Consider the following 12,650-nt stretch of genomic DNA (forward strand, 5'->3'; position numbering starts at 1 on the left):
CTTTTCCCAATCTTTATTCCCCCTAATTGTTAACTACTGTTCCCCCAAGTAGGTACAGAACGTGATATTTCCCTCTTTCTGTAGCTCCAACGTATTCATAGAAATAATCCAACACCCATCAACTTTTAGTTACCTCAATAGTTAGCCTGATCACAATAATCAATCAGTTCTCTTTCAATTTATATTCTTCTCAATATAAATGGGATCGATCCCATGGGAATGTTCCCATTTATAAAAACAACCTGATTCTAGATCTGAAAGGAATGGACGATGAAACTGTTACCTATTGCTGCTGCACTCTCTACTGCTTTACTTGCCCCTAATTTATACGCTGATGAAACCACGCCATTGGAGTTCAATGGTTACATGCGCGGAGGCGTTGGCCTGAGTAATGAAGGCGGCTCAAACAGCAAGTGGGAAGTGAGTAAAGTTGGCCGACTCGGCAACGAAAATGACCTGTATGGTGAGTTTGGTTTTAAGAAAGAGGTGTATGCAGAGGACGACGTTTCATTTTTAGTTGATTCCATGTTGTCGTACTGGCAAGGCCAAGATGAAAACGCGGCGGATAAAAGCGTGGATGTGGTGCAATTGAATGTTCAGGCGGTGGGGCTTTTTGAAGATAAGGACATTGGGATTTGGGCGGGTGAGCGCTACTACCAACGTCATGATGTGCACATCGTTGATAACTATTACTGGGATGTCAGTGGTATTGGTGCCGGTGTTGAACACATCAATATGGGCCCAGGTAAATTATCGGTAGCTTTGATTCAAGACACCGTTACGGGTGATGTATTTGATGGCAAAGAAACCACAGCCATGATTGCTGATATACGTTATGCGGGCATTCCATTGTGGAACAATGCGGATCTTGAGGTCGGTATTGATATGAACTTCGCCAATGAAAAGCAAGGTCAAACGGTGGATGCGGATGACAGCGTAATGCTAACCGCGAGCTTGAATCAAAACCTATCAGGCGGTTTCAACAAAACCATTCTACAGGTTGCTAACTCTGGTTATGCCGAGCAGATGACGACTTTTGGAACGGGTAAAGGCATCGTTCGTGATGCAAACAACAACGACGCCGATGGCTTCCGTTTGATTAACTGGGGCGTACTTGCGATTGGTGAGAACATCGAGTTTGGCCATACTGTTCGTTATGCCATGTCGACGGGTGTTGGCGCGAATAATAGCGATGATGACTCTTTCAGTGCTGTTATTCGTCCGCTTTACAAGTGGGACAAGCGTATGCGTACCATTCTTGAAATTGGTGGTTTTGTTGAAACCATTAATAACCAAGATGGGGCGGGTGGTAAGTTTACTGTGGCTCAGGCTTGGGTTCCACAAGTGGGTTTCTGGTCGCGTCCTGAATTCCGTATCTTTGCGACTTACCTAAACGATGCTGAAAATGACAATGCCTTCGGTGAAGGTAAAAACAGCGAAATGAGTGTCGGCATGCAAGTGGAAGCTTGGTGGTAAGCTGACCCTTTCAGCCACGGCAATCAATAAAAAAGGGGCTGACGTTAAGTCAGCCCCTTCGGGTATCTATACGATGCTGTAGTTTAGGTGATTACCAACCTTTAACTACGCCACCTTGGAAGATATCTGAAGCTGCTTTGTACACTTCTTCGGTTTGGTAAGCTTTTACGAAGTTCTGTACGTTTTCAGCGTTTAGATTATCTTCACGAGAAACGATTAGGTTTACGTATGGAGAATCTTTGTCTTCAACGAAGATACCGTCTTTTTGCGGAGTCAGGTTGATAGAGCTCGCGTAAGTTGTGTTGATGATAGACAGTGCTACGTCATCTAGAGAACGAGGAAGCTGCGCAGCGTCTAGTTCAACAATCGTTAGATTTTTAGGGTTACCAACGATGTCACGAACGGTAGCTAGAAGACCTGCGCCTTCACGAAGCTCAAGCAGACCTTGTTGCTCAAGAAGAAGCAGAGAACGACCTAGGTTAGTTGGATCGTTTGGTACTGCAATACGCGCGCCGTCTTGGATTTCGTCTACAGATTTCACTTCTTTAGAGTAACCTGCAATTGGGTAAACAAACGTGTTACCAGCAATAGTCAGCTTGTAGCCACGGTCAGCCACTTGCTGATCTAGGTACGGTGCGTGTTGGAATGCGTTGATGTCGATAGAACCATCATCCAGTGCCGCGTTTGGTGTTACGTAATCTGTGAAAGTCACTAGTTCAACATCTAGGCCATACTGCTCTTTTGCTACTTTAGCTGCAACTTCAGCAACCTGTGCTTCAGCACCTGCCATTACGCCAACTTTTACTTTAGAAGTGTCGACTTCTTTATCACCACAACCTGCTAGTACTAGCGCTGATGCCGCTGCTGCGATGGTAAGTAAACCTTTAAGGTTAAATTTCATAATAATCTCCTTTTAATAAATCTATTTAATTTGGTTCAGACGACTCTTGGTCTTAGGTAGTTTGCGTTTAAGCTGTGAGTCTTTATCTGTGGTCAACGCGGCGAACTAATGAATCACCGATTGATTGAATAATTTGTACAAGCACAATCAACATCACTACCGTGACAGCCATGATGGTCACATCGTAACGGTGGAATCCGTAACGAATCGCGACATCACCTAGGCCACCACCACCTACAGTACCTGCCATTGCCGAGTAGCTCACCAAAGTCACTAGCGTAATCGTTACTGAGTTGATGATAGTCGGTAGTGCTTCAGGAAGCAGAACCTTATTGATGATTTGTGTTGGTGTTGCGCCCATTGACTGAGCTGCTTCTACTAGACCTGTTGGTACTTCAAGTAGTGCACTCTCGATAAGTCGAGCTACGAATGGGATAGCGCCAATCGTCAGTGGAACAATCGCTGCTGTCGTACCGATGAAGGTACCAATCAGCATCTTAGTCAATGGGATAATCGCAACCATCAGTACTAAGAAAGGCACTGAACGACCCACGTTTACAACCGCACCGAGAATTTTGTTTAGTTTGGTGTTCTCTAACAGACCACCTTTTTTAGTCGTGTGTAGAATCACGCCTAATGGGATACCGACAGCGAAGCCAACAATACCTGCGACAGCAACCATGTAAAGCGTTTCTCCTGTTGCGCCTAATAGAAGGTTACCGTTAAGGCTGATCCAGTCAGCAATCTCGTTGAAACTAAAGGACATAGCCAAGTACCTCTACTTTTACATTGTTATCGCGTAGGAATTGGATAGCAGCATTATCATCTGCTTCATTACCGAACAGTTCAGCGACCATCATGCCGAACTTCACACCGCCGGCGTAATCAAGGTCAGAGCTTAAGATGCTGACATCGATATTGAATTTACGCGCAATCTGCGTCATCAGCGGAGCATCAACCGTTGCGCCAGTAAACTCAAGACGTACCAACGGGTAGCTGCTGTTTACGCGAGTTCCTTGCAAGCGTGCTTGGTAATCTTCAGGAATCGTTAGATCCAGCGTTGAGCGAATAAATTGATGCGCGAGTTCTGTCTTAGGGTGTGCAAAGATGTCACCGACAGTGCCTTTCTCTACTAACTCACCGCCGCCGATGATTGCGACTTCGTGACAGATGCTTTTAACCACATCCATTTCATGAGTAATCAGTAGGATAGTGATACTCAACTTACGGTTGATTTCACGTAGCAGCTCAAGAATAGATTGAGTCGTTGCTGGATCCAGCGCACTGGTCGCTTCATCACATAGCAGTACTTTTGGGTCTGACGCTAGCGCACGAGCAATCGCGACACGCTGCTTTTGACCGCCACTTAAGTTCGCAGGGTAGGTATCACGCTTATCCGATAGACCAACAAGCTCAAGTAGTTCACTCACTTTCGCTTCAATCGCAGCTTTATCTTTACCAGCAAGCTCTAAAGGCAGTGCTACGTTGTTAAATACAGTACGAGAAGACAGCAGATTGAAGTGCTGGAAGATCATGCCGATGTTACGGCGAGCTTCGCTGAGTTCTGATTTGCTGAGTTTTGTCAGGTCAATACCGTCAACAATCACTTCACCTGAGGTCGGGGCTTCCAACATATTTACACAACGGATCAGGGTACTTTTGCCTGCACCTGAAGAGCCGATAACTCCAAAGATTTGACCTTGAGGTATGTGAAGGTTGATATCGATTAAGGCATTGATTTCTTTAGTGCCTTGATAAAAAACCTTGTTGACTTGATTCACTTTAATCATAGAGAAACCCGTGCAGGTGGAACAGAATAATATGTCGATAGCTCGCTCGATTTACAGACGATGCTATGGTGTTCTATGATCTAAGTCAATAGATATTTTTACGTCTAGACGGCTAAACGTCGATTGTGTTGCTAAGGTAGAAACAAATCGTTAACGAACGCAAAACTAAATAGATAGTGATGAAGCAAATAAAGCGTGTAATAATTAATGATTAATAGAGAGTTGATAGAGAACTGAATTTTGTCTAAACCGGCTGTTTTTTTAGATCGTGATGGTGTGATTAACGTTGATCATGGCTACGTACATGATGAGCATGACTTTGAATACATCGATGGTGTGTTTGAAGCGGCAAAAGCGTTTAAAGATATGGGCTATTTATTGGTACTTGTGACCAACCAATCTGGTATTGCTCGTGGCAAGTTTAGCGAAGATCGTTTTCTTTCTTTGACGCAGTGGATGGATTGGAACTTTGTCGATAATGGCGTTGAGTTAGATGGTATCTATTACTGTCCTCATCACCCTGAACACGGCATTGGCGACTACAAGCAAGATTGTGAATGTCGCAAGCCTAAACCTGGTATGTTCATTTCAGCGCGTGACTTTCTGAAAATTGATATGGCGAACTCTGTCATGATCGGTGATAAAGCTGAAGATATGATGGCAGCAGAAGCTGCAGGTGTTGGTACCCGAGTGTTGGTGAGAACCGGTAAACCCGTGACTGAAAAGGGTGAGGCACTTGCCAGTGTTGTGCTGGATAGCATTAAGGATGTACCAGCTTTCCTGAAAGGCTGATACATTTTCCTATCGTTAACAGGCTTACTTATTTCGTGTGTTCTAACCAGTCAACTGGGGTGCTAACCCATAAATAAGATATCAGCGCCGTTAACTATATAAAGATGAGGAACGCAGTATGAAAGCATTGTTGGCAGCATCTCTATGTACGGTAGCGTTAGTTGGGTGTTCTAAATCCGCGGCGCCTGATGGTGCAGTCTCGGACGATCAATTCGTGACTTATCAATGTGAGTCTGACGCTTCATTTAAGGTCGCTTACCTTGGTAATGAAAAAGCGGTATTACGTTTGCCAGAGAATGAATATCGCCTAACTCAAATAGCTGCAGGTTCAGGAACGAAGTACATCTTAGATGATGGAACCTCTGAACTGATCAATAGCGTCACTTTACGCACTAAAGGTGACAACGCACGTCTAGAACTTGGTCGTGTCGTCTATAAAAATTGCCGAAAGTAAGTCATAGTTAACTTCTAGGATTTACAAACAGTTAAGTGAGGGATTATACCCTCGCTTTTTCCTCTCTTCCCTTTAACGTTAGACTTTTTATGAGCAAAAAACTCACTATTCTCGATATTGCTAAGCTGTCCGGTGTTGGTAAGTCAACCGTATCTCGCGTTCTGACCAATGATCCAAAAGTGAAACCTGAAACCCGTGAAAGGGTGGAAAGAGTAATTCAAGAATCTGGGTACTCGCCTTCAAAGTCTGCACAGTCTATGCGCGGTGGCAGTCAAAAAGTCATCGGCGTAATCATTTCTCGTCTGGACTCTCCTTCTGAAAACAAAGCGGTAAGTACGATGCTGGCCGAATTGTATCGAGCGGATTACGATGTGGTGATCATGGAAAGTCAGCTTGATAGAGAAAAAGCCAATGAGCATCTGCAGGTTCTCAAGCGTCGCAATGTAGACGGTATCATTGTATTCGGCTTTACTGACTGTGATATTCCTGCGATTGAAGCTTGGGAACACAAAGCGGTAGTGATTGCTCTGGATACCGAGAACGTGACGTCGATTAACTATGATAATCAACAAGTGATCAATAGTGCGTTAACGCATCTATCGGAGCAGGGGATCTCTGATGTTGGCTTCATTGGCGTTGATCCTAGCGATAAATCAACCGGTGAGCTTCGTCTTAAGGCCTACCTGGATTGGTGTGAAGTCACAGGCTCGATCGCCAACTATCGTACTGGTCAACTTCATCATGAAAGCGCTTATCAGTTGGTGGATGAGGTGCTTGCTCCTGCGACTCAAGCCATTGTCTGTGCGAGTGATACACTGGCTCTTGGCGTAATCAAGCGTTTGCAAGAGTTACAACGTGAAGATGTGGTGGTGACTGGTGTCGGTGGCAATGATCTTCTCTCTTTCTTGTTCCCTCGAGTATTTAGCATTGATCCTGGGTATCAATCTGCGGGGAAGTTGGCCGCTAATCTATTGATCTCTCAGCTTTTAGGTAATGCAGAGATCTCTCATCACACTCAATCTCCGATTCTATAATCCACTCAATCAAGCGAAATTGAACCGCTTAGATTAAAATTAGAGTGTGATCTCTTTCAATTAATGGGACTGTTCCCATTTTAATTTATTATTCATGAGGGCATTATAATAACCGTAATTGGGAATGTTCCCATCAATCTGAATCGAGTGGTTATAGCTGCATGGTTTAGAAGAGTAATTGAATGAAACCAGGGTGGGGTAGTATGAGTAAGATAGCGAAGCAAGACGTTGCGCGTCTTATCGAGTTAGTCGGTGGCAAAGAGAATATTGCGAGTGTCAGCCATTGTCTAACTCGACTGCGTTTTGTATTGAACGATACGGAACAAGCGAACAAAGCAGAGTTAGAGAAGCTTAAACTGGTAAAAGGCTGCTTTACTAACGCAGGTCAATTCCAAGTCGTGATTGGCACCGAGGTTGATGAGGTGTACGCACTTTTGATTGAGCAAACTGGTAAAGATGCATCATCAAAAGATGAGGCGAAGTTGGCTGCTCGTCAAAATATGAACTTCCTTGAGCGTGGTATCTCCCATTTAGCCGAAATTTTCGTACCACTGCTGCCTGCCATTATTACTGGTGGTTTGATTCTTGGTTTCCGTAATGTGATTGGCGACATTCGCATGTTCGATGGCAAAACCTTAGTTGAAATCAGCCAATTCTGGGCAACCGTTCACTCATTCTTATGGTTGATTGGCGAAGCGATTTTCTTCTTCCTACCGGTTGGTGTGTGTTGGGCGACGGTTAAGAAACTCGGCGGAACGCCAATTCTGGGTATCACACTCGGTGTGACCTTGGTTTCTCCACAGTTGATGAACGCTTACATGATAGGTAAATCGGTGCCTGAAGTGTGGGACTTTGGTTTGTTCGTGATTGAGAAAGTCGGCTATCAAGCTCAGGTGATCCCTGCGATGTTAGCGGGTGTGGCTCTGGCCTTCATCGAGACCAACCTTAAGCGCATTGTACCTTCTTATCTGTATCTAGTTGTTGTGCCATTTGTCTCGATCATCTTATCTGTGATTCTAGCTCACGCCTTTATTGGCCCATTTGGTCGTATGTTAGGTGATGGTGTGGCTTTCGCTGCCAAAGTGGCAATGACTGGTGACTTCGCGATTCTTGGTTCAGTGGTATTTGGCTTCCTATACGCACCTTTGGTTATTACGGGTATTCACCACACAACCAACGCTGTGGACTTACAACTGATGCAAGACTTAGGTGGCACACCAATCTGGCCTTTGATTGCACTATCAAACATTGCACAAGCTTCAGCGGTTGTCGGCATCATTATTTTGAGTAAACGTGAAGGTGAACGAGACATCTCGGTACCAGCAGCAATCTCTGCTTACCTAGGTGTAACGGAACCTGCGATGTACGGCATCAACCTTAAATACAAATTCCCTATGTTGAGCGCAATGATCGGTAGTGCCGCAGCGGCTGCAATCTGTGGTAGTGCAGGTGTGATGGCGAATGGTATCGGTGTTGGTGGCTTGCCGGGTATCTTATCGATTCAACCTCAATATTGGTCGATTTACTTAGTCGCGATGCTGGTGGCGGTTGTACTGCCGATAACGCTGACATTGTTCTTCTATAAACGAGCACAGATGAAAGGCGAACTAGAAACCGCCAACGCGTAATGCATTTAGCAAGCGATGACTTCAAGTGAGTCATCGCTTTTTCTCTTAGGAATGATTCCTATTTGACCATGTAAGCATGGTGATTTTTTGTTTATATTTTCTGGTAAGTGAGTGTTAGAGATGGCGATGACTGAGCATGATGAAAGTTGGTGGAAAACCGCAACCATCTATCAAATCTACCCAAAGAGCTTTTGTGACAGCGGCAATAAAGGTACTGGCGATATCAAAGGGATCATTTCGAAACTGGATTACCTCAAACATTTGAGCGTGGATGCGATTTGGCTAACCCCAGTTTACGCGTCACCCATGATCGATAATGGTTACGATATTTCAGACTATTACTCGATTAACCCCCAGTTCGGCACCATGGAAGACTTCGACCTACTGCTGTCTGAAGCGCATCAACGTGGCATTCGCATCGTGATGGATATCGTGGTAAACCATACCTCGACAGAGCATGCATGGTTTCAATCTGCTTTGGGCGATAAAAACAGCCCGTATCGCGATTACTATATCTGGAAAGATCCCGTAGATGGCCAAGCACCAACCAATTGGCAGTCTAAGTTCGGTGGTAATGCGTGGGAACTCGATGAGGCGACAGGGCAATACTTCCTACACTTATTCGCCAAAGAACAGGCTGACCTCAACTGGGAGAACCCGGTTGTACGCGAAGAAGTGAAAGACGTTATCAGCTTCTGGGCTGAGAAGGGCGTTGACGGTTTCCGCTTGGATGTGATCAACCTAATTTCGAAGCAACAAGATTTCCCTAACGATGATATCGGTGATGGTCGTCGTTTCTATACCGATGGTCCACGTGTGCACGAATACCTGAAAGAGATCAGCGAAGCGGTATTCCAGAAATACGGCAGCGTGACCGTCGGCGAGATGTCTTCAACCACGTTGGAACATTGTCAGCAATATTCAAATGTTGATAACAGCGAGCTATCAATGGTGTTTAACTTCCACCACCTTAAGGTCGATTACACCAATGGTGAGAAGTGGACTAATGCACCGTTTGATTTCTTACAGCTCAAGTCGATCTTCAATCACTGGCAAACCGGTTTGAACGGCAAAGGTTGGGGCGCACTATTCTGGTGTAACCACGACCAACCAAGAGTCGTGAGCCGCTTGGGTAACGACCAGCAATATCGCGTTGAATCAGCCAAGATGCTTGCTGCGTCAGTCCACATGATGCAAGGCACACCTTATATCTATCAAGGTGAAGAGATTGGTATGACCAACCCGGGTTACACCGAGATCAGCCAGTATCGTGATGTAGAGAGTACCAATATGTACGACATCATGGTGAACCGTGATGGTGTGGCTCATCAAGATATGATGGCTATTTTAGCTCAGAAATCACGTGATAATTCTCGTACACCAATGCAATGGAACAGTGAAACGTACGCTGGCTTTTCGCTATCACAGCCATGGTTAGATGTTGCGAATAACTACACTGAGATCAACGCTGAGCAAGCGCTTGAAGATAAAGACTCGGTATTCTATTTCTATAAGAGTTTGATTGAGTTACGTAAAGAAGTGCCCGTGATTACTTATGGCAGCTATCAAGATTTATTGCCTGAGCACCCGTCGGTATTTGCGTACTCTCGTGAGAGTAAAAGCCAGACTTTGGTTTGTATTAATAACTACTATGGTGAAGCGTGTCAGGTTGAGTTACCTAATGAACTTGAGCTGGATAAAGCGCAATTGCTATTGGGGAATTACCCTGATGATCAGTCGCCAGTTTCTGAATATACGATGACCTTACGACCATATGAAACAAGAATTCTCTTGATAGAGCAATAATACTCGTACCCCTATGCGAGTATAAGCTTTGAGCCTGAACTCTAGATGTTAGGCTCAAAGCTTTCTTCTAATTTAACATTGAAGTCTTATTCGATTGCTTAGCCTTTATTGACCGTAAATGAATCGAGAACCCACACTGTTTCGCTCAGTTGTGTGCCATTCTTTTCATCCCAGTCCATCATTTTCACAACGCCAAAGTTTGGGTTAAACCATGTCTCGGTATTACTTTGAAATTCAGCTGAGTCATACCCATCACATGCAACGTTGTAAGTGTTTTCAACTTTCAGGTACGCCGTTTCAATTTTCTTACCTTGAACCGTCATAGTTGAACGTTGGCCATTCTCAGATACTTGTTGGCTCCAGTTGAATCGACATTGTGTTTCTGATGGTCCTAAATCATTGATGCCTTCTTCATAGAAATCATCAAGCAAGGCTTCTAGTTGGCCAGTAGTAACCTCAAACGAAAGCCCGACTGAACTACTGCTATGGCTAATATTTGGGCTTTTTTCTTTTACTGTACTGCCTGAGGATTTGAATACTGGGTTGGTCACTAAAAAGTCGACAGTCTCACCGTTGCTCAATTCTATATTGGCATCAACTGAGTTAACAAAGCCATCACTGCCTTTGTAAAACAGATCACTGTCTGTCTCACTTTGCACCGTCACATCTGCAGCATAGAAGTCGTTGATACCGCTGTTTACCATGCTCTCTACCGTTGCCTTTAGCTTCTCTAGTTCAGCAACACCTTCAGTAGTGTTAGAGATAGCTAGCTTATCCAATTCCAACTGAATATTGGCCAACATCAGTTCAGAACTGATGTCTCGGTATGCAAGATCCAACACTGTGTTCTCTTCACCATCTTCTGATACTAGGTACGATAATAGTGTGATGTTCTTCGGTGCAAACTGAGAGTTGTTGATCGGGTAATCGAACTGAGTTGTACCAGTTGAGCCTGATGAAGAAGAGCCACCTCCACAGCCATATAAAGCAAAGAGAGAAGTCGCAAGCAGCGTCATAGATTTATTCATGTTGAGCATTCCTAATATAGTTGGCCTAGAGCGGCCTGTTGTTTTTAGGAATGCTATTGTTGAGAGGGTTAATAGGGCAAAAAACGAAGATACATAAGATCTTAATTTATGTTTAACTTATTGTTTTTAAGTGATTTATATTTATTCATTCGGAAAATTGATGGCCGACATTCGTGCAGTAGTTAAGCATTAGGTTTTCCCATTGCTTGATGATCAGTGGCTCATTGATGCTCAATTTTAGATTTTTCCAAGGCTGGAGACAGGTCGATTTCGACTCAGGTTTGGATAAGCGAGCAAACAACTCTTCTGAAGGAACCACTCGCAGTAACGCGACCAAGGATTCCATGTAGTTGAGGCGAAACTTATCCATATCCCCTTGCTTGTAGGCAATATGGGAAATCATCATATAGACCAGTGCGTTCTCGATGGTCGAGTTACCCGCCGTATTGGTCAGAAACTCTTTGGCAGTTTGCAGGTCTCTTAACTTGAAGTGGATAATCCCAAGCCAGAGTTTGAGCTCATCGGGAATCAACTTAAAGCGTGTTTGCACAAGGCTAGTGAAACTGATCAGTCGCTGGTGGTCAGTCTCAAAGAGCGCCATTTGTCGTGCAATCAATGTTGCAGTCATCACGTTGAGTGGCACGCTATCCAGCTTTAGCGTTTGTTCATTAAGCAAATGGTTTAGTTCTTTATCGCTGACAGACCATTCTGGTGATAGCGGAGCAGGTAGAGCAAAGTAGTTTGCCAGCTCTCTATTTATCTCCATCAAGTCTTCATTGAGGTTATCTAACTCTATTGAGTAGACCCCACGAAAGGCAAGCTTGCCCGAGCTTGGATAAATAAGGCTGACTTTAGCTGCAAGACGTGTATCGACCTCCTGATCCTTTAATTGAATATTGAGCAGGTAGTCACTGGTACGCATGTTTTTTGCGCCCGGAAAGAAAGGAGTACTGTCTATTGGGTCAACGAAGTAACTCGGAGCATCTTGGTTGGCTAAATCGGTATAAGCGTATTCAATTTGCTGTTGGAGCAGTAGCGCTTTAACGGATTTTCGGCGCGTTCTCGCATTATCACCAATGGCATCGATGCGGTTCAGTAATAGTTCGACCTTAGGAATCAGCCTCTGTGTGCGTTCTAGCTCGGAGGCTTGGTTTGACGAGTGCCAAAACATATAACCTAGAGTCGCGGTGCTTATCAGCAACACAACAGAGAATGACAGTAATAAGAGGTTAAGCGGCGACGTCTTTTGGCTGGCCTGAGGTGGCTCGGTTACTTCTGTAATTTCGACTGCTGTATCGGCCAGACTCACTGAGCTCGGATTGAGAAAGTATCCTTTGCGTGGATAGGTCACCAAGATCTTAGTAGCATCGCTTTCTGGTAGGTGCTTTTGCAATACAGAACGCAATGTACTGATTCTATTAGTGAGAACATTCTTTGAAATGAAGTTACTTTGCCAAACTGATTCGATGATCTGCTCAGCTGCGATAGGCTCACCCACGCTAGTAAGAAACAGTTCGAGTAATTCAATAGAACGAGGTTCTAAATCGATGACCTGCTCGTTGCTACTCAAGACACGTGTGACTGGGTTGAATTCTAAACCTTCAATAGAGATCGAGGTTTGAGTGTCTTTGGCGTTAGAGAGGTAATCTTGCATAAGAAAAGAGAGGGTAGCTTATAAAAGCTAAATACTAGCTGTTTTTGTTATGAAAAACAGCTAGTAATTCATTGATTGGATAACTGG

General features: G+C 44.4%; 11 protein-coding genes. 6 read left to right on the forward strand and 5 right to left on the reverse strand.

Going from position 1 to position 12,650, the window contains the following annotated elements:
- Positions 1-270: 270 nt before the first annotated feature.
- On the forward strand, positions 271-1,476 hold the full coding sequence (locus tag AC3CHU_RS03535) for a carbohydrate porin (protein WP_054547581.1): 1,206 nt from the start codon (positions 271-273) through the stop codon (positions 1,474-1,476).
- A gap of 91 nt (positions 1,477-1,567) precedes the next feature.
- On the opposite strand, the gene AC3CHU_RS03540 is transcribed toward AC3CHU_RS03535, so the two are convergent.
- From AC3CHU_RS03540 to metN, 3 genes are all read right to left on the reverse strand, one after another.
- A complete protein-coding gene (locus AC3CHU_RS03540) occupies positions 1,568-2,377 on the reverse strand; it encodes a MetQ/NlpA family lipoprotein (RefSeq protein ID WP_171329157.1) in 810 nt (269 codons plus the stop codon).
- An 82-nt stretch (positions 2,378-2,459) separates the two neighbouring features.
- Complete coding sequence (locus tag AC3CHU_RS03545) at positions 2,460-3,143, reverse strand: methionine ABC transporter permease (protein ID WP_004734372.1); 684 nt, start codon at positions 3,141-3,143, stop codon at positions 2,460-2,462.
- Positions 3,133-4,167, reverse strand: coding sequence for a methionine ABC transporter ATP-binding protein MetN (metN, locus tag AC3CHU_RS03550; protein ID WP_171329159.1), 1,035 nt, complete (start codon positions 4,165-4,167; stop codon positions 3,133-3,135). The genes AC3CHU_RS03545 and metN overlap by 11 nt, the downstream gene beginning before the upstream one ends.
- A 240-nt stretch (positions 4,168-4,407) precedes the next feature.
- On the opposite strand from metN, the gene gmhB reads away from it, so the two are divergent.
- The 5 genes from gmhB to treC all read left to right on the forward strand — a co-directional run bounded on the left by gmhB (position 4,408) and on the right by treC (position 9,881).
- Positions 4,408-4,959, forward strand: a complete 552-nt coding sequence (gmhB, locus tag AC3CHU_RS03555; RefSeq protein WP_004734374.1) for a D-glycero-beta-D-manno-heptose 1,7-bisphosphate 7-phosphatase — start codon at positions 4,408-4,410, stop codon at positions 4,957-4,959.
- 118 nt (positions 4,960-5,077) lie between these two features.
- Positions 5,078-5,413: an MliC family protein gene (locus AC3CHU_RS03560; RefSeq protein WP_054547584.1), complete on the forward strand. Its 336-nt coding sequence runs from the start codon at positions 5,078-5,080 to the stop codon at positions 5,411-5,413.
- An 89-nt stretch (positions 5,414-5,502) separates the two neighbouring features.
- Positions 5,503-6,447 (forward strand): trehalose operon repressor TreR, encoded by a 945-nt coding sequence (gene treR / locus AC3CHU_RS03565; protein ID WP_488525081.1) that lies wholly within the window; start codon positions 5,503-5,505, stop codon positions 6,445-6,447.
- 203 nt (positions 6,448-6,650) lie between these two features.
- Positions 6,651-8,075 carry a PTS trehalose transporter subunit IIBC gene (gene treB / locus AC3CHU_RS03570; protein ID WP_016791314.1) on the forward strand — a complete coding sequence of 475 codons (1,425 nt, stop codon included), beginning with the start codon at positions 6,651-6,653 and terminating at the stop codon, positions 8,073-8,075.
- A 120-nt stretch (positions 8,076-8,195) separates the two neighbouring features.
- Positions 8,196-9,881 carry an alpha,alpha-phosphotrehalase gene (gene treC / locus AC3CHU_RS03575; RefSeq protein ID WP_488525082.1) on the forward strand — a complete coding sequence of 562 codons (1,686 nt, stop codon included), beginning with the start codon at positions 8,196-8,198 and terminating at the stop codon, positions 9,879-9,881.
- Positions 9,882-9,979: 98 nt separating this feature from the next.
- Here the strand turns inward: treC and AC3CHU_RS03580 are convergent, their stop codons facing one another.
- Both AC3CHU_RS03580 and AC3CHU_RS03585 read right to left on the reverse strand, forming a co-directional pair.
- Entirely contained in the window at positions 9,980-10,909 is a 930-nt protein-coding gene (locus AC3CHU_RS03580) for a hypothetical protein (protein WP_248389449.1), read from the reverse strand.
- A gap of 145 nt (positions 10,910-11,054) precedes the next feature.
- Positions 11,055-12,563, reverse strand: coding sequence for a winged helix-turn-helix domain-containing protein (locus tag AC3CHU_RS03585; RefSeq protein WP_237290346.1), 1,509 nt, complete (start codon positions 12,561-12,563; stop codon positions 11,055-11,057).
- Between the last annotated feature and the right edge of the window lie 87 nt (positions 12,564-12,650).

Source organism: Vibrio sp. QJM3NY_39 (assembly GCF_057785895.1).

Bases quoted from the DNA above. Each gene is read 5' to 3' on its own strand.
- AC3CHU_RS03535 (WP_054547581.1), top strand. From the start codon at position 271: ATGAAACTGTTACCTATTGCTGCTGCACTCTCTACTGCTTTACTTGCC.
- AC3CHU_RS03540 (WP_171329157.1), bottom strand. From the start codon at position 2,377: ATGAAATTTAACCTTAAAGGTTTACTTACCATCGCAGCAGCGGCATCA.
- treB (WP_016791314.1), top strand. From the start codon at position 6,651: ATGAGTAAGATAGCGAAGCAAGACGTTGCGCGTCTTATCGAGTTAGTC.
- treR (WP_488525081.1), top strand. From the start codon at position 5,503: ATGAGCAAAAAACTCACTATTCTCGATATTGCTAAGCTGTCCGGTGTT.
- AC3CHU_RS03585 (WP_237290346.1), bottom strand. From the start codon at position 12,563: ATGCAAGATTACCTCTCTAACGCCAAAGACACTCAAACCTCGATCTCT.
- AC3CHU_RS03580 (WP_248389449.1), bottom strand. From the start codon at position 10,909: ATGAATAAATCTATGACGCTGCTTGCGACTTCTCTCTTTGCTTTATAT.
- AC3CHU_RS03560 (WP_054547584.1), top strand. From the start codon at position 5,078: ATGAAAGCATTGTTGGCAGCATCTCTATGTACGGTAGCGTTAGTTGGG.
- metN (WP_171329159.1), bottom strand. From the start codon at position 4,167: ATGATTAAAGTGAATCAAGTCAACAAGGTTTTTTATCAAGGCACTAAA.
- treC (WP_488525082.1), top strand. From the start codon at position 8,196: ATGGCGATGACTGAGCATGATGAAAGTTGGTGGAAAACCGCAACCATC.
- AC3CHU_RS03545 (WP_004734372.1), bottom strand. From the start codon at position 3,143: ATGTCCTTTAGTTTCAACGAGATTGCTGACTGGATCAGCCTTAACGGT.